Source organism: Bradyrhizobium tropiciagri (genome assembly GCF_001189845.1).
Lineage (GTDB): Bacteria > Pseudomonadota > Alphaproteobacteria > Rhizobiales > Xanthobacteraceae > Bradyrhizobium > Bradyrhizobium tropiciagri.
This window is the reverse complement of record NZ_LFLZ01000003.1, coordinates 162,670-183,652: the sequence shown is the minus strand read 5'-3', so window position 1 is coordinate 183,652 and position 20,983 is coordinate 162,670. Positions and strand designations below refer to the sequence as shown.

The following is a 20,983-nucleotide window of genomic DNA, read 5'->3' as shown; positions in this document are numbered from 1 at the left end:
TTGACTGCGGTCAGGCGGCTATTCCCTTGGTAACGGCGGTTTCCGCCATCACGGCTTCGGGGCTGCGGTGCAGTTCCGCCATCGCGCGTTCTTCGGCGGTGGCGATCTGCGCCTGCATGTAGGCGCCGAGATCGCGCGCACGTCGAACGACCGCCGTTCCGAAGGGCAGCCGCGTGGATTCGAATTTGGCCAGCGCGGCTGAGAGATCGTCCGAATGGGCCTGTAGCGCATCGGCAAGCGCGGCCGCGTCGCCGGCAGCTTTCGTCACACCCATTCCGACGTGCGGTCTGGCCACAAAGGCGGCATCGCCCAGAATGACGGTTCGAGATCCAAGCGCCATGCGCGGCGTCTCGAGATCGAGGATGGCCTGAATGAAAGGCTGGTGCGTACGGCGGACTACCTCCGCGAACTGCGGAGCGAGAAGTCGCTCCGCGTCCCGGCGCATGGAAGCGATCACGTCAGGGCGAATCCGGGTCGGCGGAATGGACAGTTCGTGCCTGACACCATCGATGTCCGTCAGGAGATCGCCCAACCTATGGTCGGCATCGGCCGGACGGTACCAAACGAAATTGAAGCGCCGTTCTCCGACATTCATCTCCTCGTTGGCGCCGGCGACGGGATAGCCGAGCATCTGCTCCCCGGGGGGAAGACTGAAGGCGAACCAGTCGCACAATTCCGCGCGCGTCCGGCGTGACAGGTCGCGTTCGTCAACGAGGCCCCGCCAAGCGATATATCCGGCGTATCTGGGCCGGACGCCCGCCGCGAGCCGGGCGCGGACGGACGAAAACAGGCCGTCTGCGCCGATCAGAAGATCGCCTGAAGCTTCAGAGCCGTCTGAGAAGCGCGCCACCACGCGGTCGGCGGCCTCCGCAACTTCCACAAGGCTCCTGCCATGATGGTAGTTTTCAGCTGGGAGAGCAGCCCTCAGAAGCCCATAGAGGCGTCCCCACGACGTCAGCACCTGGCGCAAGTCGCGCTCGCCTTCGATGCGGCCGAAGCGATCGAGCACCCGTCTGCCGGGAACCGCGACTCCGACAGCGGCCGCATCGGTGTCGATGCCGACCCTTGCCAGCACATCGAACAATTCGCCGTGCGTGACGATTCCTGCGCCTCGGCCAGCCAGTTCGGCGCCGATACGTTCGTATACGTCAACGTTCCAGCCTTGGCGGCGCAGCAGCAATGCCGCGAACAACCCGGCCATGGATCCGCCGATCACGAGTGCTCTCGGCTGTACTTCCTCCGTCCAGCGAACTTTGGGCATCAGCAGCCTCCCTTGGGTGCGGTTAGACCGGTCAACATTGTTCGTTATTTATCGTTTGATCAATTATGTGCACGACATTGACTGGCGTCAATGCTTATTTATCATTCGATAAACAAAAAGTGACAGGGGCTCCGGGATCGGCTCCGGCAGCAAATCAGTGTATGAAGCTGCAGATTTGCCCTCAAACCCACGAATCCGGTGAAGAAGCCCAACAGAGCGCGTTCCAGGACGTCTATCCGAGAGCAGCAAAGGCTGGACCCGTCCGAGCGGGAAGGCATCATCGCGCGAGAGGCGGTCTCATTCTTCGCCGAGTATGGATTCGAGGGGCAAACCCGCGAGCTCGCGAGACGGCTGCGGATCACCCAACCCCTGCTCTATCGCTACTTCCCGAGCAAGGAAGCCCTCATAGAGCGGGTCTATCAGGAGGTGTTCGTCGAACGATGGAGGCCTTCATGGGAGGCGATCATCACCGATCGCTCGGTCCCGCTCAAGACCAGGCTGATCCAGTTCTATCGCGAGTACGCTGGGGTCATTCTCACTTATGAGTGGATCCGCCTGTTCATGTTCGCGGGCCTGAAGGACCTCGGATTGAACGCACGCTATCTCAAGATGCTGCGCGAACGCGCGTTCGAGAAGCTGATCGAGGAAATCAGGTTCGAGTATGGGCGCCCGTCGACCCGCGACCTCCCGATCACCGTTCTCGAAATCGAGATGGTTTGGGGCCTTCACGCGGCGATCTTCTATCTCGGGGTGCGCAAGTTCATCTATTCGATGCCACTCGAAACGGACGTCAATTCGATCATCGACGCGAAGGTGACAACGTTCCTCGGCGGCATTCGCTCTATCCTGCCGGCAAAGGAGACCGTGTAGGCACGCCGTCTCGCGCCCCCGGAAGGAAAAGGCCTGCGTCCATCAAGCGGCGGGCAGTCACCTCGATATCGCTTTTCTGATGCGTGCCGGCGTCAAGGGAAGTTCGTGTAGCCGAGTTCCCGTCGCGTCCCTGATTGCGTTCGCAAGCGCGGCTCCGGTCGGTCCTTGCGCAGCCTCGGCGACGCCATAGAATGCATCGCCCGGCCGGTCTACCAGATGGACGTCGACTGACTCCGGAACGCTATCGAAACGCATGATCGGATAGGCCGACCAATCCACCGACGTCACGCGGGTGCGGTCGAACGTCACCCGCTCGAACAGCGTCCAACTCGCAGCCTGCAGGATGCCGCCTTCGATCTGGTTGCGGACCCCATCCGGGTTCACAATCTGCCCGGTGTCCACCGCCGCCACGACGCGACGGATGCGAACCACGCCGCTCAATCGGGGAACCTCGATCTCGACCGCCACCGCGCACCAGGCTTCGAGATTCTTGTAGCGTGCGAAACCAAACCCGAATCCCGTGCTTTCCGAAGACTTGACCCGCGCGGTCCACCCGAAGCGTGACGCCGCAGCCTCGATGACGTCGCGCGCGCGCGGATCTTCGATGTGGCGAAGCCGGAACGCCACGGGATCCTGGCCCGAACGGACTGCCAATTCGTCAATGACGCTCTCGATCGAGAGGACGTTGAGATAGCCGCCCAGCGAGCGCATGGACGAGCCGCGCAAGGGCATATCGGGCAGAAAGTGGCTGATCACCTTGCAGTTCGCGATCGCGTAGAGCGGAATCGCGTTCCGGTCGCCGCCTCCCTCGGGCTGCGCAAGGGCGACGGGCGGCGCCGGCGGAGAGGCGTCCGATTTCAGTCTGGCGGCGATCAGCGTTCCCGGCGGGCCGGGCCGCATCATATGCGACTGGCTCCATACTTCGTGGTGCCAATCGGCAATGGCACCGTCGGTTCCGACCGTCGCTCTCAGCTTGACCACCATGCCGGGCCCGAACGGGTCCCACGCGTGCTCCTGCTCGCGCATCAGTTGGACCCTGACCGGCCGCCCAGGCACTGCGAGGGCGAGCATCGCCGCATCGGCTGCGGCATCATCGGCGCCATTGTGGCCGTAACATCCGGCGCCCTCGGCGTGGACACAGCGCACGTTCTCGGTAGGCATCCGCAGCATGCCGGCGATCGCGTCGCGCAGGAAGAACACGCCTTGGGTATGAGTCCACACCGTGAGCTTTTGATCCGCGAATTGCGCAAGCGCGCATGCCGGTCCGATTGATCCGTGCGTCAGATAGGGTCTGCTGAAGGTGCCCTCGACCAGAATTCCCGGGTTGCCCGGACTTCCAGTGTCGCGAATGGTCGAGTCACGCGAAGGCAGGCTCATCAATGCTGCCGGCAAATCTGCCTCGTCCGGCAACTCCTGCCGTTCGATCCACGTCGTCGTGGCCGCGAGCGTTCGCATCGCCTGCACCGCGGTCCACTCGCGCTCCGCAATGACGCCGAGGAAATTGCCGTCGCGTATGACCTTGACGACTCCCCGTATCTTCTCAACTGGAGAAGTATCGCAGTCCCGCAACGTGGCGCCGTAACTCGGCGGCCGGACGACTCGACCGTGCAGCATCCCGTCAGGGCGCATATCCTGGACGTAAGCCGCCCCACCCGTCACCTTGGCAGGAATATCCACCCGCGGCACTGGCTGGCTCATCACGGTAAAGTCTGCAGGCGAGGTCAGGCGCGAGGTCGGGGTGGCGTCGACCGACAGCAGCTGATCGCGAACCAGTTCGCCATAGGAGAGGCGCTTGCCGTTAGCGCCGAACACCTGGCCGTCGCGCACCTGAAGTGCGTTGGCGGGCACACCGAACCTGCGAGCCGCCTCGTCCTTGAGTAGCTCTCGCGCTTGCGCTGCGGCATGCCTGATCGCGGTGCCGGAGTCCTGCATCGAGTGGCTGGCAGCCGTGTAACCTTCATTGGGCGTCCGCGCCGTGTCGGCCGTAACCAGCGATAGCCTGCCGAGCGGCAATTTGAGCTCCTCCGCGGCGACCTGAAGCAGCGCCGTCTTGAGGCCCTGACCAAGCTCGGCCTTTCCGGTGAGGATCGAAGCGGCGCCTGACGCGTCGATGCGAATCCAAGCGTCGATCCTCGGCGTGTCGTCGAGGCTCCCCGGCAAACCATGCTTCGACGGCGCGCCGCCCGTGCCGGTCTCTGTCTGTGCCTGCGCCCCGGACAGCCGGAAGGCGACGATGAGCGCGCCGGCGCCGGTCAGAACGCTGCGCCGAGAAATTGCTTGCGTCATCGACCTGTCCTCGACTCTGCGGCCTTCGGCCTCGTCTCCTCCGCCGCGCGCCGGATCGCACGCAAGATCCGCATGTGCGTGCCGCAGCGGCAGAGATGAGGCTGCAGTTCCGCTCTGATTGCCTCATCGGTGGCGTGGGGATCGCGATTTAGCAACGCCTGCGCACGCATCATCATGCCGGGAATGCAATAGCCGCATTGTGCGGCCTGCTCGGCGATGAACGCCAGCTGCATCGGGCCAGGCGCATCATGGCTTCCGAGTCCTTCCAGCGTGGTGACTGCACGTCCCTCCAGCACCGTTACCGCCGTTACGCAGGAGAAGACCGCCTTGCCATCGACGATGACGGTGCAAGCTCCGCATTGGCCGAGCCCGCAACCGTATTTCGCGGCGTTCAGGCCGAGCTCGTCCCTGAGGACGTAGAGCAACGGCGTATCAGGGCTCGCCGCGACGGATCGGCTTTCGCCGTTGATGATCAAGGTTGTCATGGTGCTTCACCGAGCCTTCTGGATTCTTGTGGGACGTCGACTCATCGGCCGCCTCTGGCTTCAGCAACCGCCTCGGCCAACCCGTCCCACGGGCTCCTTCCTGCGAACCTGGTACGCAGATAGTTGGAGAGATCCGAAATCTGACGGTCGCCAAGGACATCGCCAAAGCCCGGCATGATCGGACGCGCGGAAGCGCCAGCCGCGGGTATGCCATTCAACACCAGGTTGATCAGGTTCGCGGGCGCGTCGTCCGTGACCGCGGTGGAGAGATCGAGTCTTGCGCCGCCCAGCGGTGGAGGTCTGTCGCCTTCGTGGCATGACGCGCAGACGGTGGCATAGATCGCGCCCCCGGGCTCGGATGGAATAGAAGGCGTCGCCGCCTGCGCGCCGGCGGCCTGCGGCAGGCGTCCCGGACCAAAGGGAACTCTCTCCGATTTGTTCCGCCCCTCACTCTTGCCGAGCGAGGCGAGATAGTAGGCCATCGCGCTCACGTCAGCAGGATCGACCTGGGCCAGATTGTCGACCACGTTCGCCATGGGTCCCTGCGCAGTCCCATGCAGAGGATGCGAGCCGTTCGCGAGGTAATCCGTGAGGGCGGCTTCGTCCCATGCGACGGGCGATTGCGAGTATCGGCCGAGCGCATAGGCTCGCCAGCCTTCGGCCTCGCCACCTTCAAATTCGGCTGACGCCTTTTCTGCGCCGAGCAGATTTCGCGGAGAATGGCAGGCACCGCAGTGGCCCAGTCCATCGACTAGATACTTTCCCCTGTTCCACCTTTCATCCCTCGACGGGTCGGCGACGAAACGCGCCTGGCGCAAGAAGAGGAGCTTCCAGCCAGCCAATGTCAGACGCACGTTGAGCGGAAACGGAAGCGCGTTGGATGGTGCGGACGAATTGACTGGATCGATCGACATGAAGAAGGCGTAGAGCGCCCTCGCGTCATCGTCCGACACGCGCGTGAAATGATCGTACGGGAAAGCCGGGTACAGATGGCGGCCTTCCCGATCAACCCCGGACCGCAGGGCACGCATGAACGCCTGTATCGACCATCGCCCGATGCCTGTTTCCGGATCGGGGGTGATGTTGGTGGAGTAGATCGTCCCGAAGGGCGTCGGCATCGCGAGCCTTCCCGCATAGGGGACTCCGCCGGGTGCCGTATGACATGTGGCGCAGTCCCCAATGAGCGCAAGGCTGGCTCCGCGACGTACCAGCGCCCGATCCGGCGCACCGAACGACCGCGGATCAATGGGAGGAATTGGCGATTCCCACGCATAGAGAAGCGCCGCGGTGCCGCCGAGCGCACCGATGGCAATCAGCACAAGCAGAACAAACCTGAGCCTCATCGCCCTTTCCTCCCGGATACGATCGCCATATCAGGAGGATCGAAGCAGCTTCTTTTCAATTTCGCGCGCGGCTTGCACGATCTCCCGATCACAGCGCGGCGAGCCAATCCAAAGCATACACACGACGTCCAATACACCCGCTTGCTCAAGGCGTAGGTAAGCAACGGATTCGCGCGCGAAGAGCCGGCGCGCGGGCCGCGTTCGCGCACCGATAAACACAGGCCGCAATCAGTTCGTGACGACGCCTTGTTATTTATCAATTGATAATTAGCTTCGGACCTGCTTGAAGTCAAGAGCCGGCGACGTGGACACTGAACGGCGCACCGGCGAACGAGGATTGCAGCGATGCAGACGTCAACGATTGCGACGGCCCAAAAGGCGCCCGAGCTCACACGGGCGCGTACATTCGCTATGGCGGTTTGCGCAGGGATCGCGGTCGCAAACATCTACTACAACCAGCCTCTGCTCGGCCTGATCGAGGCAAACTTCCCGAACTCTTCGATAATCGGTCTGATCCCGACGGCCACACAATTCGGCTACGCCGTCGGCTTGCTCTTGCTGGTGCCGTTGGGTGACCTTGTCGAGCGCCGGCGCCTCATTGCTGCGCAATTCATCGTTCTCGCGGCGGCTCTCGCACTCGCCGCGGCCGCCCCCTCAGCGGCCACATTGATCGCAGCCTCGCTTGCGCTAGGCGTAGCGGCCACGGTGGCCCAGCAGATCGTCCCATTCGCTGCGACGCTTGCCGACGATCGGACAAGGGGGGCTGCCGTCGGAACAGTCGTCAGTGGAATATTGGGCGGCATTCTCCTCAGCCGCACCATCGCCGGCTTCGTCGGATCGCATTTCGGATGGCGCGAGATGTTTTGGCTGGGCGCGCCTTTGGCACTCGGTGCCGCCGCGCTGGTCCGTTCGATCCTGCCGCGGCACCATCCGACGCAAAAGATCGGATACGTTGCCGCGCTGCATTCGCTCGTGCACCTCCTCGTCGAGGAGCCCGCGCTGCGCCTTGCCGCGGCGACGCAAGCGATGCTGTTCGCCTCGTTCATCGCTTTCTGGACCGTGCTGTCCCTTCACCTTCAGGAACCCGCATTCGGGCTCGGACCGGAAATCGCCGGGCTGTTCGGTGTGATCGGGGCATCGGGCATCCTTGCTGCGCCCCTCGCGGGTCGGGTCGCCGATAGGCGGGGTTCTCACCTTATGGTCGCGATCGCCGCTGCCATATCGCTTTTCTCATGGGTGGTTTTCGCCGGCTGGAACGCCGTCGCGGGACTGGTCATCGGAGTGGTGTTGCTGGATGTCGGTGTCAATGCCGCGCTGGTTTCAAATCAGCATTTGATCTTCGCGCTCCGCCCGGAGGCGCGCAGCCGGCTGAATACCGTGTTCATGACCGCGATGTTCCTCGGCGGCTCGCTCGGATCCCTCGGCGCGAGTTGGGCCTATGCGCATCTGTCCTGGCTCGGTGTCTGCGGCTACGGGGCTGTGCTTGCGGCCGCGGGCCTGCTGCTGCAGCTACCGACGCTCGCATCCCGGACCGGCAACGCGTCGCGTCACTGAAGCATCGGCGATCCGGAGGTTATCAGGCATGCGCATCGCGGTCGTCGGGGGTTCTCTCGCAGGACTATTCACCGCAACGCTGCTTCGACAGCATGGACACGATGTCATGGTCTACGAACGCTCGGTCCATGGGCTCGAGGGACGCGGCGCGGGCCTCCTGGGCAAGCGCGAAACGTTCGCGATCCTGCGCGCTTCCGGATGCGAACACGTGGCGCGGGTCGGCGTGGTCGCACGAGAACGCATCGTGTTCGATGGCGCAGGATCTCCGGCTGTCACCCAGATGCCGCCTCAGATGCAGCTATCGTGGGATTCCGTCCATCGTGTCTTCCGAGAGCACATGACGGAAGGCGCATATCTGCTCGACAGGAAGGTCGAGCACCTTCGCGAGGAGGCCGATCGGGTCACTGTATGCTTCGAGGACGGAAGCGAAGCGATCGCGGACCTGGTCGTCGGCGCTGATGGAATAGCATCCGTCGCGCGTCGCGCGGTCGACGGCCCGTCCGCCACGAATTCGTACGCCGGCTACGTCGGATGGCGCGGTCTGCTTCCGGAACTTGCCCTGCCGAACTTTGCGGCAGAACAGCTCCTCGACCGCTTCGCATATTTTCGAATGCCCCAGTCCCATGCCATCGGCTTCCTGGTGCCCGGCCCCAACGGCGAAACCGAGACCGGACGCCGGAGATACAATTGGGTCTGGTATCAACCTGCGGCCGGAACGAGTGCCCGGGATGAGGTTCTCACGGACCGTGAGAGCCGCATTCACCCATACTCGCTGCCGCCGGGCGCGCTTTCCGACCACGCGCGTGAACGGCTCGTCGGCGATGCCAGGCGACTGCTCCCGGGCTCCTTCGCTGCCGCGATCGAAGCGACGGCCCAACCCTTCGTGCAGGGCATCTTCGACTACGAAACCGAGCGGATGGCGTCGCGACGGATCGTTCTGGTCGGCGACGCGGCGTTTGTCCTGCGGCCGCACACCGGGATGGGAATCGCGAAGGCTGCGGCGGACGCCATGGCGCTGCAAAAACATCTCTCATCGGCTCCGCTCGAGAGCGCGCTGCGCAACTTTGCTCAGGAACGAGTTCAGGCGGGCAGAGCTATCGCCGCATCCGGTCGCGAACTTGGCATCCATCTGATGTGAGCGCCAGCATGGTCTTCGAAATTGCGAACTGGGAGAAGCGAATGAGTTGGCATGCCGAGCACGACTTCAAAGTGACGATCAGCGGCGGGTCGGTCGCCGGGCTGTGCAATGCGATTGTCCTTCGAAAACTTGGCGCAACCGTCAGCGTGCATGAACGTACGCCCGGCCCGATGCTGGCCCGAGGCGCCGGGATCGTGGTTCAAAACGAATTGTTACGGCTGCTCGAAGACAACGGTGCGGGCCCCCTTCCCTTCACGTCCTGCCGCGGTCGGCGATATCTCGACCACGACGGCGGGGACGGCATCCTTCAAGATATGCCGCAGGAGTTCACGTCCTGGGAGGCCGTCCATGCGGCGCTGCGGGCGGCCGTTCCGGACGAATGCTATCGCGCAGGCTCCGAGGTGAAGGCGGTAACCCAGATCGGCTCCAGGGTTTCGGCGACCCTAAGCGACGGCACTGCGATCGAAAGCGATCTGTTCGTGGCCGCTGACGGTTCAGGGTCTCCAACGCGGCAAAGACTGCTTCCCGATGTCGAGGCAAGATACGCCGGCTATGTCGCCTGGAGGGGGACACTCGACGAAGGCGACGTGCCTCGCGATCTTCTCCCCTTTTTCGACGACCTCTTCACCTTCACCGAGGCCCGCAGCGGCGGGCATATGCTGGCGTATTTCATTCCCGGACGCGACGGCGCGATCTCGGCAGGTTCGCGCCGTCTGAACTGGGTCTGGTATGTGCACGTTGGACTCGCTGACTTGGCGAACGTGCTCACCGACAAGAACGGCGTCCAACATCGATCCTCGCTTCCGCGGGGCACGACGCCGGAGGCGACCATTGCCGCGCTGAAGGCGCGTGCATCACGCGAGATCCATCCCAAGATGGCCGCACTGGTCTCGGAAACGCGGGATCCTTTTCTTCAGACCATACGCGACGTGACGGTCCCGAAAACCTTGTTCGGTCGAATCCTGCTGACCGGCGATGCCGCGTTCGTCGTGCGGCCCCACACCGCAGGAGGGACCGCCAAGGCCGCCTATGAGGCTTCCGTCCTCGCACGCGCTTTGAAGTCAGCGCGCGCGAACGTCGATGTTGCGCTCCAGTCCACCGAGCAGCTGCAGCTCGAATACGGCGGTGCGCTCTATCAATATGGCCTCGCGCTGGGAAATCGCTGGTCGCGCGAAAGAAGCACCGACTAGCTCGTCAGATCTCGACGCCGGAATCAAATCTCGAAGGAGCAAGAAACATGACCGATCTTTTCCATCCGACGAACCTGGGCGCGCTCGATCTGGCGAACAGAATCGTCATGGCCCCGATGACGCGGTCGCGCGCCAACGAGGCCGGCGTCATCAATCCGACCGCATCTGAATACTACGCAACGCGTGCGGGCGCCGGTCTCATTGTGAGCGAAGGCATCAACGTAGGACCGCGGTCCCGGGCATTTGACCGAACGCCAGGTCTCTGGACGGACGAACAGACCGAGGGATGGAAAGCGGTTGTCGATCGGGTCCACGAAAAGGGCGGACGCATCGTCGCGCAGCTCTGGCACGCCGGGCGCGCAAGCGCGCGCGGTCTATTGTCCGAAGAGCAACCGCTGTCGCCCTCGGGGGTCAACGACGATCTGGACGCATTGCAGGTGTGGGCGCTCCTCGCCAACGGAGCATATGTGCGGATCGCGGCGACATCGTCACGCGCGATGACGCTTGGTGAGATCCAGGATGTCGTAGACGAGTTCAGAGTTGCGGCCGCCAACGCTGTTCGTGCGGGTTTCGACGGCGTGGAGATCCACGGCGCCAACGGCTATTTGATCCATCAGTTTCTTTCTCCGACCATCAATCTTCGCACCGACGGCTATGGCGGCAACCCCGAAGGCCGCTCCAGACTGCTACAAGAAATCGTCGCGGCAATCTCCGAGGTCATGCCGCCTTCGCGGATAGGACTGCGGCTTTCGCCTTTCGCGGATTACAACAGCACGCGCGACCCGAAACCTGAAGACACTTATGGGCCACTGGCGCGCTGGCTGCAGACCGCCGGCCTTGCCTATCTGCACCTTGCCGACACCAACGCCTGGACAGGAGCGCCTGACTACGAGCGGATGCATTCGATGATCCGCGGCCACTATAGCGGGCCGCTCATTGTCAATGCGGGCATTACTCCGGAGCGCGCCGCAGGAATCATCAGCTCCGGCGAGGCGGACGCCGTCGCTTTTGGGCGCCTCTTCCTGGCCAATCCCGATCTCCCGGCACGGATTCGAGCCGGCGGCCCGTACAATGCGCCGCAACGGATCGGCATCTATGGTGGCTCAGATACGGGATATCTCGACTATCCAAGCCTCGAAACGACTGTCGGCCGAGGCTAGGGCGGACAGAGCCGCGCGCGACGTTTGGAGCTGTCATCCGGCAATCCATACACGGCCATCCGGGCGGAGACGCCCCGTAACTGGTGCTCGCCGAGATGCTCCACATCGTGCGGGAGGTGCCTGGCCACGGCTTCGGTCATGAGAAGATCCCGGCCGATCGTCTTGGTCAGTGCTTCGACGCGGCAGGCCTCGTTGACGGCTGCACCGATGACCGTGAAGTCCAGACGGTCCGGAGCGCCGATGTTGCCGAAGAACACCTCCCCTTCATGAAGGACGATGCCCGCCCGGAGCAAGGGTTGGCCTTCGGCGGCGGATGCGACGCGGATTTTCCGACTGTAGGCCTCGAGCCTGGCGATCGCCTCTCTTGCCGCCGACGCGGCCGCGCGTGCAGCTTCGGCGACACCCTCCGTCACTGGAAACACGGCGAGCATACCGTCGCCGATGAACTTGAGGGTTTCGCCGCCGTGGGCGGAAACGGCGCTGGCCATCGCCTCGAAATATGCATTGAGCAACACGAGCATATCCGGCGGCGCTAAGGCGTCCGACATCTTCGTGAAGTTTCTGAGGTCCGAGACCCAAATCACCGCGCGAATCGAGTCTCCAGCACCTCGTTTGATCGCACCTTCGAGCACCTTGGCAGCAGCGCCCGATCCGAGATAGGCACCCAACGCATTCTCGGAGATTCTCAGTTCGCTGTGCCTCTGCACATGCAGAGCAAACAACTTGAAAAGATCCATCAGACAGTCGAACTCGGCCCCGCGAAAGCCACCTGGCGACTTCGTCGCGATGGTAATGACATTTCTCGAATCCAGGCCGCACAGCGGAATCGCCGCGTAGTCAGTCATGCCGGCGGCCGCCAGTTCGGCCATGATAGGAAATTCGGCCTGTGCGGAAAGATCGTTCGGCTCGCGCCTGATTGTCTCCCCTGTTTCGACAATACGTTGTAGCGGATTGAGCTTGTACGCATCGGAAGCGACCGTTGCGTCGGCCACGCGGACCTCGTCGCAGAAGCCGTCATTGCTATTCCACACCCATGCGAACCCGACCAGCTGGGGGTGGAGCGTTCCGATATGCAGGGTCAGGCGGTCAACCAAAGAGCCGGCAGCCTTCATTCGTGTGATCAGCTTGACTAGAAGGTGAAGCATTTCACGCTCAGTGGCAGCTTCCTCCAGAAGCCAGTTCTGGATGTCGGCGAACGTGTCGGTCTCGCCGACGGCGCGTAAAATGGGGCCGGCCCTGCGCACGAACGAAACCGATGGGGGGTAGGATCGAGGCGACGGATCGACGAGCCTGGAGGCCATTGCAACTCCCTCACGCATCGGCTTCGTGGCCAAAGCGTTCGACGAGGAAATCGATGAAGAGCCTGACCTTCAGCGACAAATGTCGCGTCGGCGGATAGATCGCATACAGTGTAAGCGGCGGCGACCGGAAGTCTTTCAGTATCTCCTTCAACTCTCCGTTCTTGACTGCCTCTCCGGCGATAAACTTGGGTATCAACGCCACTCCTCTGCCTTTGACGGCGACATCACGCAACACTTCCGCGTTGTTCACGCACAGCGACCAGGCGGGCTGGATCCAGTGCTCCCCGTCCGCGCCTGTCAGTTTCCACTGGTTGCCTGTAAGCAGGAAGCCGTAGGTCAGCGAGGCGTGATCGCGCAGATCCCGCGGGTGCGATGGGGTACCATGCTTATCGAGATACTCGGGCGACGCGCAGATCGCCCTCGGCATGGGCGTGATCTTTCGTGCAATCAGGCTCGATGATTCGAGCTCCGCGATTCGTAGGGTCACGTCGAAACCGTCCTGGACGGGATCGAGAGATCGTCGCTCAGCACAAGCTGGAGCTGCATTTCCGGATACTTGACCATGAAGTCGGCGAGCGCCGGTCCAAGCCTGATCGTGCCGAAGGACATCGGCGCATTGATTCGGAGAAGACCGCGGGGAGCCGACTGCAGGTGCGTGACGGCCTGGTCGGCCGCATCAATCTCCGAAAGAATGACTAGCGCGCGCTCGAAATAGAGTTGGCCATTCTCATTCGGGCTGGCGTGCCGCGTCGTGCGATTGAGGAGTTGGACGCCGAGGCTCTCCTCCAGGTCGCCGATGTATTTGCTGACGGCGGACCTAGACAGGCGCAACTGGCGGGCCGCTTCGGAGAAACTGCCGGTTTCGACCACCTTCACGAAAGCCTGCAGACTGGTGACTTTATCCATCCCTCGATCCAAATTGTCGCTATTTCGTAGACAGTCATGTCATATGATCATGGATTGTCCTTAAATCAAAGCCATCCGATATCTCGTCTCAAGAGCCAAGCGGCTCGTACGGACCCGGAGGGCAAAAAAGTGTCAGGCATCCATCACGTCACCGCCATCGCAGGCGACCCCCAAAAGAACTTCGGCTTCTACACGCGCGATCTCGGACTGCGCTTCGTCAAGAGGACCGTCAATTTCGACGATCCGGCCACCTACCATTTCTATTATGGCGACGAGGCCGGCCGGCCGGGCTCGATCCTCACCTTCTTCCCCTGGGAGGGAGCCCCCGCGGGTCGCCGCGGCGTTGGCGAAACCCATCAGACCACGTTCCGCGTGCCGCAGCGCTCGCTGGGCTTTTGGACGCAGCGCTTCCTCGAGAAGGGCATCAAGTTCGAGGCGCTCGAGAAGCGTTTCGGCGAGTCCGTGCTCGCGTTCTCCGATCCGGACGGAATGGCGCTCGCGCTTGTCGGCGTTGCCGGCGCCGAGGATGAACCTGCCTGGAGCAACGGCGACGTACCGGCCGAACACGCCATCCGCGGTTTCCAGGGCGTCACGCTGCTGCTCGACGATGCGACCAAGACTGCAAAGGTCCTGACCGACGTGTTCGGCTTCCGAGAGACCGCGCGGGAGGGATCGGTCACGCGCTTCACGGTACCCGGCGATGCGCAGGGGAACATCGTCGACATCTATGAGGCGAAGGGCTTTCTGCGCGGCAGCCAGGGCCGCGGCTCCGTGCACCACATCGCGTTCCGGGCGAAGGATGATGCCGAGCAGGCAATCATGGCGCAGAACCTCGTCAGCAATCATGGGCTGCATCCCACCGAGCAGAAGGACCGCAACTACTTCCGCTCGATCTACTTCCGGGAGCCGGGCGGCGTCCTCTTCGAGATCGCGACTGACATTCCGGGATTCGCGGTCGACGAACCGCTGGAAACGCTTGGCCGCGACCTGAAGCTGCCGAGCTTCCTCGAGCCGCACCGCAAGGAGATCGAGGGCGTGCTGCCCAAGCTTCAAGGAGCCGCGTCATGACCGCGAAGTCTCCGTTCATTTATCGCTTCGAGGCCGGCAACAGGGCGGATGCTCCGCCCTTGCTGCTCCTTCACGGCACCGGCGGCGACGAAAACGATCTGCTGCAGCTTGGCGCCATGATCTCGCCGGGATCCCCGCTGCTGGCGCCACGCGGCCGGGTGCTCGAAAACGGAATGCCGCGCTTCTTCCGTCGTTTGGCGGAAGGGGTCTTCGACGAAGAGGACGTTCGCCATCGCGCGCTTGAACTCGCAGAGTTTGTCCGAGGCGCGCGCAGCCGGTACGGCATCGACGCGCCGCTGGCCGTCGGCTACTCGAACGGCGCCAATATCGCCGCCGCTCTCATGCTGATGGATCCGCACGCGCTGTCCGGCGCACTTCTGTTTCGCACCATGGTGCCGCTGACGGATCCCCCGGACGCGCAGCTCGACGGAAAGCCGGTCCTGATGCTGTCCGGACGGCAAGACCCCATCGTGCCGGCCGACAATGCCGCCGCACTGGCCGCCATGCTGTCGGCGGCGGGAGCCAAGGTCGACCATCGCATACTGCCGATCGGCCATCAGCTCTCGCAGGCGGACATTGCGCTCGGCCGCACGTGGATTGCCGAGACGAGGAACCAGGCGACGGTGTCCTGACAATCTGACCTCGGTCGGTGTGCCGTTCGGAAAGGCGGTCCGCCGACCGGTGGGTCTGTCGATCAACCCAGAGGGGGACGTCATCGTCTCGTCAATCCGTCACTTCGGTTCAGCCGACGCCAGGAACACGGCCGGTAACGCGATCAGCGGAGGAATGACGAAACACAACGTCCCGAGCTTCGCGTAGAGGACTGCGCCGGCGGCGCACCCGAGCGCGAACGCCGTCACGCTCGCGGCCATCTTGCTGAGACGCGGCTTGGCAACCGTCAAGACCGTAGCCGGAGCGCCTCGCAGCACATCAGCGACGTCGATCATGATCTGGGTGGTGGTGCCCGTCATGAGCGTGGTTGGAGGCTCCGTCCCCATATGAATACGATGTGCGGCGTTCTGAATTGCCATGGCTGCGACCAGAATCATGCCGGTGCAGATCGCCTGCCAGCTATCGCCCTCTACGAATGGTCCAAAGTGGACTGCACACACGGCCCCTGCCGCCAGAAGCAGCACCTTGAGGGCGAGCATCGAGCGGAAAATCGGTAATCCGATCGCGGGCAGAAGGAAGCTGAATACGCGCGTGCCGATCACGACCAGGCAGAATACCGGTAGCGCTAGGAGCTTCGCGAGGGCGCCCGAAGTCCCGAGCACCATGGACGCGCCGAACGTGACGAAGTTGCCGGTGACATGCGCGGTGAACAACCCCTGGAGCGCCAGAAATCCGGCCGTATCGACGAAGCCCGCGTTCAGGCTCATCAGAAGTGGAAGCAGGAGGATTTGCCGGGGCATCTTACCACCCATATTGGAGCTGAACGCCCAGATAGTTGCTCGTGTGTCCCCCCGCGCGAATGATGGTGTCCCCGACGTCGAAATGCACCGCTTCGATCGCGCCCGTCAGATGGTCGTTGAACGCGTAGTCGACGCGCAACTGGCCGTAGGCGCCGGTCCAATTGCGGCCCTTTCCGGCAGTACCGGCGACCGGCACATTGGGCTGGACGTAGATGGCGTCGGCCGTGGTTTCGCGCCACTGCAGCCCAATGGCGCCCATCACCTTCAGCCCTTTCGCCGGACTGACGGTAATCGAAGGCTTGAGATGCACCAGGTTCACGTATCCGGTGTAACCGGCCAGCGTGAAATAGTAGCCGTTTGGAAACAGCGGATTGAACGTCCCCACGACCCCGTCCCCGGGGTGATGGTCTCCGGAGGCCGCATCGAACTGGATTCCGAGCCGAGGTTGCCACAGCACGTCTGCAAGCGTGTATCCCGCACGTGCACCTACCGCCCAGGCACGAATATCGGCCGTGCCCACCTGACCCACCTGCCCCATGGCTTCGAGGTCCCAATCAATATGCTGGGCGTTGCCCGCGAAGCGGACATCGAAGACGTGCCGGTGCTCGGCGCCGAAAGCGTCGAGATATTTGGCGTTGCTCCGTTCGTACAGCGAGTAGTAGCCGGACAGCTCCTTGTCGCCGAGCACCTTGCGCTCGATCCGCAGCGTGCTGAAGCGGAAGCTGTCATTCGAGGTGTCGTCGAAGGGGCGATTATCGAAATATTGGACCGGACGGCTGACGAAGCCGATGAAACGCCACGGCCCGGTCTCCCAGTCAGCCCAGAGCGCATCGAACGACTGCCTGACGTTCGGGCCATCTCGCGATGACACGAAGCGCTGCAGGTCGAAAGCGAAATCCTGCCGCCCTGCTCGCGCCTTCAAGGTCCCACCCGAAAAGGTGTTGACGTACTCGATGAAGGCGAGGCGCAAGTCGAGCCGATCCTGGTCTACCGGAGAGATGATTTGCTTGCCGAAAGCGCGGTCGTCCTCCAGCTCAACGAACGCCCGCCAGTTTGCATTGAAATGAATGTCCGCGTGAACCTGCAGCCGCTGCAGAAAGTAGCTATCCGACGGCGTTCCCGCGATACCGAAGCCCGCCGCATTGTTGCTCTCGAAGCGCTCGCGCAACGTGGCGCCCAGGGAGATGTAGCTCTTCGGGTCGGTGGCCCAGAGCGGGATATATTTGAGGCCGTCGAACGGTTCGGTGCGCAGTCTCGGATCGGCGAGAACCGACCAATCCTCCGCCCAGCGGTTCGCCTGGATCTCCGGCCGCATCGCGACTGCCGTGGCTTCATCAGCCCGCACCGGAGCAGCGCCTGCGGCAAAGGCCACAAGCGCCAAGATTATCCCAAAGCTCCGCTGATCTCGCATTGCCGCCATCGGCCGACGTCACCCCCGCTTTTTCTCAGCGCGCTGCGCTCTTCGGCCCGAGCGAGTGGAGCTCGGCGATGTACCCGCCCGGGAACATGACGAACGCCGTGGAGCGGCCTTCCGAGGCATAGGGCTCGACGAGCACCGTGGCGCCGGCGCCCTTCGCCTTCTCGATCGTCGCAGCAAGGTCGGCCACTTCGTAGCCTGTCGTCTCCCGTCCGTAGGGATAGGGCAAGTGCCCGTCCGTGACCATAACGATCATCTTGCCGAAGGCGGACTCGATCCGCATTCGTCTGTAGGTCGTGTCCGGCCTGCCGATCTCTACGCCCGGCGCCTTCGCATCGTCGGCAACGATCTTGCCGCGGGAGAATGCGAGAAAGCTTCGGGAGAATGCACCGACGCGATCGGGCGAGACGTAGACCCTGTTCTCCGGAATGCGTTCGAAGGCGGCATAGTCCGGCTTCGTCGTATGCCAATAAATTTGCATGTTGACGCCACCGGGCCATTGGATCACAGCGTCGCGCCCAATCGGGTCGGGGAACGTCGACACAATCACGTCGGCGCCAGCGGCTCGTGCGGCCTTGACCGCTTGGTCCATGTCGGTGACGAGATAGCCGTTGCGCTCCGTACCGAAAGGATACGGGATCGGCGTCTTGAAGCCGAACAGCGAGACGGTACCGACTGGTGTCTGGAGCAGTTGCGACGTGGTGCTGCTCGGCGTCGGCGTCACCGTCGCCACCACCTGCTTAGTGCTCTTGCCGCCGAAAGTCGCGAGGAAGCTCGTCACGAACTTGTCCACGTCCTCCGGTGCCACGTAGACGTGTGTCGTGTCGTATTGCGGAGCCACCGCAACCGCCGCCTCCCTGGATTTCGCGGTGTCTTTCGCGGCAGCCGGCGTGGTCGTTACGACGGCCGCCGCAAGCGCCAGCGATGCGAAGAGCTTCATTTGATCCATCGGAAAACTCCCTAGACGGTTTGAGATCGCGCAGCGCGATTCGGGTGGGCACGGGCCTCGTCCGACAGAATCGATACGACGACAAGGCCTGCAATCAATCCGAGATGTTCGAAGAAGGCGTTTGAGGCCATGAATCTCTCATGGCCTCCCATCGTCCAGAAGGCGTTGGCCGTGAGCATCGCCACGAAGGTAAGGACGCCGAGTCCGCCCGCTCCCAGCCAGACGTAGCGGTTGATCGCGACTAGCAGCGAGCCGACAAGCTCCACTGCGATCGCAGCTCCCGCCCAGAGCCAGCCGGGGTACAGCCCGAAATGTTCCTGCTCGGCGACCGCCCCTGCGAAGTCGAGCAGCTTCGCAAGTCCGCCCAGGACGTAGGCAGACACGAGGGCAAGCCTGGCCGCGTGCCATAGCAGCGGCCAGCGCAGAATCGCGGAAATCCAGTGCGGCGACGATCCGGGCGACATGTCAGACCGCCCAGCAAGCGCAACCGAGGGCACCCCAGAAGCTCCTCAAATCGGAAACCGGCAAACGGCTCGACCAGGCCGTAGCGTGGTCGTGCCCATGTACGCCGCACGAATTGGCACAGCCGCACATCTGCATGGCCTTCATGGCGAGGCTGCCTTCCCTGGCTTTCGCCTTGTCGTCGGCCCAGGCCGCGTAGCCGCCGAAGCGACGCACCGGCGACCAGTCCGGCATCGCAGGCGGCGGCGCGTCGCTGTCCAGCTTCGCGAAATCACCCGCACCGAACACGATCTTGCCGCCGACCATGGTCAGCAACGACGTCGTATCGGCGATCTCGGCTTCGCCGCACGAGAAGTAGTCGCGGTCGGGCACGACGAGGTCGGCAAGCTGACCGACCTGGATGCGGCCCTTGTTGCCCTCCTCGTTCGAGAACCAGGTCACGTTCTCGGTCCACATCCGCAAGGCCGCCTCGCGATCCAGGCAATTGCGCTGCGGCGTGATCCGCAGCCCACCGACAGTGCGGCCGGTTACCAACCAGGACAACGATACCCACGGATTATAGGACGCCACGCGAGTCGCGTCGGTGCCGGCCGACACCTTGACGCCCTTGTCGAGGATCTTCTTGACCGGTGGCGTCGCCTCGGCGGCGCCCACGCCATACCGCTCTACGAAGTATTCGCCCTGGTAGGCCATCCGGTGCTGCACGGCAATGCCGCCGCCCAGCGCCGCGATCCGGTCGATCGACTGGTCCGAGATGGTTTCGGCGTGATCGAAGAACCAGTGCAGTCCCTCCAGGGGCATGTCCTGATTCACCTTCTCGAACACGTCGAGGGCGCGGGAGATCGTTTCGTTATAGGTCGCATGGAGCCGCCATGGCCATTTGTTCTGGACGAGGACGCGGACAACTTCCTCGAGTTCGCCCTCCATCTCCGGAGGCATATCCGGACGCGCGACGCGAAAATCCTCGAAATCGGCCGCCGAGAACACCAGCATCTCGCCGGCGCCATTGTGCCGGAAGTAGTCGTCGCCCTGCTTGTACTTCGAAGTCTTGGTCCAGTTGAGGAAGTCCTCCTTCTCGCCCTTGGGCTTCTGGGTGAAGAGGTTGTAGGCGAGCCGAATGGTCAGGTGCCCGTCCTCGTTCAGCTTTTGGATGACCGCGTAGTCCTCCGGATAATTCTGGAATCCACCACCGGCATCGATCGCGCCGGTCACGCCAAGCCGATTCAGTTCCCGCATGAAGTGACGTGTCGAATTGACCTGGTATTCGAACGGCAGCTTTGGCCCCTTGGCGAGCGTGGCGTAGAGGATATTGGCGTTCGGCTTGGCAAGCAACAAGCCGGTCGGATTACCCTTCGAATCGCGCGTGATCTCGCCACCCGGCGGCTCCGGCGTATCCTTGGTGTAGCCCACGGCCCGCAGCGCGGCGCCGTTCAGGATAGCCCGATCGTAAAGGTGCAGCAGGAATACCGGCGTATCCGGAGCGACCGCATTGAGCTCCTCGATCGTCGGAAGCCGCTTTTCCGCAAACTGATGTTCGGTAAATCCGCCGACCACCCTCACCCATTGCGGCGGCGGCGTGATCGCTACTTGTCGCTTCAGCATGTCCATGGCATCGGCAAGCGAGCGCACGCCGTCCCATCGCAGCTCCATGTTGAAGTTCAAACCGCCACGGATGATGTGCAGATGGTTGTCGATCAGGCCCGGCAAGACCCGACGTCCCTTCAGGTCGACAATCTTTGTATTCGGACCTGCGAGCTTCATCACGTCCTGATCGTGTCCGACGGCGACGAACCGTCCGTTGGCAATTGCAACGGCTGATGCCATCGGATTCGAGCGATCGAGAGTCGTGAACAAGCCACGATGCAGGATGACGTCGGGTGCCGAGCTCATGAGTGTTTCTCCAGACCTTCGAGCGAAGAGGCGCTTTTCGACGGCGCGCTTTGGCGTCCGGGCAACATCCCGAACATGTGCGGCGCGCATTTCGCCTGTTGCCAAGCGGATGCGAGCCCGTGCCCGGACATCAGTTGCCGGCCGACAGGAACGATCTGCTCGCCGGCCAAGATGCCGAGAAGACCCACCAGGGCCACCAGCGGCGGGGCCGGCGAACGCACGTTCAACAGGCTGTAGATGACGCCGACCAGAAGGCCGGCGCCGAGTGACAGGAGGTAGATCTTCATCGCA

18 protein-coding genes and 1 pseudogene are annotated in these 20,983 nt (G+C 63.0%); 7 read left to right on the top strand and 12 right to left on the bottom strand.

Annotation, left to right across the window (positions count from 1 at the left end; all coding sequences use genetic code 11):
- Positions 1-10: 10 nt before the first annotated feature.
- Positions 11-1,261, bottom strand: a complete 1,251-nt coding sequence (locus tag AKN84_RS04140) for an FAD binding domain-containing protein (RefSeq protein ID WP_050419490.1) — start codon at positions 1,259-1,261, stop codon at positions 11-13.
- Between the two features lie 198 nt (positions 1,262-1,459).
- Here AKN84_RS04140 and AKN84_RS04135 point away from each other — a divergent pair, with 198 nt between their 5' ends.
- On the top strand, positions 1,460-2,131 hold the full coding sequence (locus AKN84_RS04135; protein ID WP_050419489.1) for a TetR/AcrR family transcriptional regulator: 672 nt from the start codon (positions 1,460-1,462) through the stop codon (positions 2,129-2,131).
- 57 nt (positions 2,132-2,188) lie between these two features.
- Here the strand turns inward: AKN84_RS04135 and AKN84_RS04130 are convergent, their stop codons facing one another.
- From AKN84_RS04130 to AKN84_RS04120, 3 genes are read right to left on the bottom strand one after another with little or no spacing between them, the layout of a single operon-like run.
- Positions 2,189-4,417 carry a xanthine dehydrogenase family protein molybdopterin-binding subunit gene (locus tag AKN84_RS04130; protein ID WP_050419488.1) on the bottom strand — a complete coding sequence of 743 codons (2,229 nt, stop codon included), beginning with the start codon at positions 4,415-4,417 and terminating at the stop codon, positions 2,189-2,191.
- Positions 4,414-4,902, bottom strand: coding sequence for a (2Fe-2S)-binding protein (locus tag AKN84_RS04125; RefSeq protein ID WP_050419487.1), 489 nt, complete (start codon positions 4,900-4,902; stop codon positions 4,414-4,416). Before AKN84_RS04125 ends, AKN84_RS04130 begins: the two co-directional genes overlap by 4 nt.
- A 41-nt stretch (positions 4,903-4,943) precedes the next feature.
- Positions 4,944-6,245, bottom strand: a complete 1,302-nt coding sequence (locus AKN84_RS04120; protein ID WP_050419486.1) for a c-type cytochrome — start codon at positions 6,243-6,245, stop codon at positions 4,944-4,946.
- 345 nt (positions 6,246-6,590) lie between these two features.
- Between AKN84_RS04120 and AKN84_RS04115 the strand changes: the two genes are divergently transcribed.
- Genes AKN84_RS04115 through AKN84_RS04100 form a run of 4 tightly spaced genes read left to right on the top strand, consistent with a single transcriptional unit; the run spans position 6,591 to position 11,287 of the window.
- A complete protein-coding gene (locus AKN84_RS04115; RefSeq protein WP_050419485.1) occupies positions 6,591-7,799 on the top strand; it encodes an MFS transporter in 1,209 nt (402 codons plus the stop codon).
- Between the two features lie 28 nt (positions 7,800-7,827).
- Complete coding sequence (locus AKN84_RS04110; protein WP_050419484.1) at positions 7,828-8,937, top strand: FAD binding domain-containing protein; 1,110 nt, start codon at positions 7,828-7,830, stop codon at positions 8,935-8,937.
- A gap of 8 nt (positions 8,938-8,945) precedes the next feature.
- Positions 8,946-10,127 carry an FAD binding domain-containing protein gene (locus AKN84_RS04105; protein ID WP_050419483.1) on the top strand — a complete coding sequence of 394 codons (1,182 nt, stop codon included), beginning with the start codon at positions 8,946-8,948 and terminating at the stop codon, positions 10,125-10,127.
- Between the two features lie 47 nt (positions 10,128-10,174).
- Positions 10,175-11,287, top strand: coding sequence for an alkene reductase (locus AKN84_RS04100; RefSeq protein WP_050419482.1), 1,113 nt, complete (start codon positions 10,175-10,177; stop codon positions 11,285-11,287).
- Here the strand turns inward: AKN84_RS04100 and AKN84_RS04095 are convergent.
- Positions 11,284-12,588 (bottom strand): adenylate/guanylate cyclase domain-containing protein, encoded by a 1,305-nt coding sequence (locus AKN84_RS04095; RefSeq protein WP_244484921.1) that lies wholly within the window; start codon positions 12,586-12,588, stop codon positions 11,284-11,286. The two genes, AKN84_RS04100 and AKN84_RS04095, sit on opposite strands and share 4 nt — an antisense overlap.
- 10 nt (positions 12,589-12,598) lie before the next feature.
- Positions 12,599-13,494, bottom strand: a pseudogene (locus AKN84_RS04090) (LysR family transcriptional regulator).
- Positions 13,495-13,623: 129 nt separating this feature from the next.
- Here AKN84_RS04090 and AKN84_RS04085 point away from each other — a divergent pair.
- Complete coding sequence (locus AKN84_RS04085; protein ID WP_050419481.1) at positions 13,624-14,562, top strand: ring-cleaving dioxygenase; 939 nt, start codon at positions 13,624-13,626, stop codon at positions 14,560-14,562.
- Entirely contained in the window at positions 14,559-15,194 is a 636-nt protein-coding gene (locus AKN84_RS04080; protein ID WP_050419480.1) for an alpha/beta hydrolase, read from the top strand. The genes AKN84_RS04085 and AKN84_RS04080 overlap by 4 nt, the downstream gene beginning before the upstream one ends.
- A 99-nt stretch (positions 15,195-15,293) precedes the next feature.
- On the opposite strand, the gene AKN84_RS04075 is transcribed toward AKN84_RS04080, so the two are convergent.
- The 6 genes from AKN84_RS04075 to AKN84_RS04050 are packed head-to-tail and all read right to left on the bottom strand — an operon-like array spanning position 15,294 to position 20,979.
- Positions 15,294-15,974 carry a YoaK family protein gene (locus AKN84_RS04075; RefSeq protein WP_050419479.1) on the bottom strand — a complete coding sequence of 227 codons (681 nt, stop codon included), beginning with the start codon at positions 15,972-15,974 and terminating at the stop codon, positions 15,294-15,296.
- A 1-nt stretch (position 15,975) separates the two neighbouring features.
- A complete protein-coding gene (locus AKN84_RS04070; RefSeq protein ID WP_050419478.1) occupies positions 15,976-17,394 on the bottom strand; it encodes an alginate export family protein in 1,419 nt (472 codons plus the stop codon).
- Positions 17,395-17,419: 25 nt separating this feature from the next.
- Positions 17,420-18,340, bottom strand: a complete 921-nt coding sequence (locus tag AKN84_RS04065) for a VOC family protein (protein WP_050419477.1) — start codon at positions 18,338-18,340, stop codon at positions 17,420-17,422.
- A gap of 11 nt (positions 18,341-18,351) precedes the next feature.
- Positions 18,352-18,804, bottom strand: coding sequence for a DoxX family protein (locus AKN84_RS04060; RefSeq protein WP_050419476.1), 453 nt, complete (start codon positions 18,802-18,804; stop codon positions 18,352-18,354).
- 1 nt (position 18,805) lies between these two features.
- Entirely contained in the window at positions 18,806-20,692 is a 1,887-nt protein-coding gene (locus AKN84_RS04055; RefSeq protein ID WP_050419475.1) for an amidohydrolase, read from the bottom strand.
- The gene (locus AKN84_RS04050) at positions 20,689-20,979 is read right to left on the bottom strand and encodes a XapX domain-containing protein (protein WP_050419474.1); all 291 of its coding nucleotides are present in this window, start codon (positions 20,977-20,979) and stop codon (positions 20,689-20,691) included. Before AKN84_RS04050 ends, AKN84_RS04055 begins: the two co-directional genes overlap by 4 nt.
- Positions 20,980-20,983 lie beyond the last annotated feature (4 nt).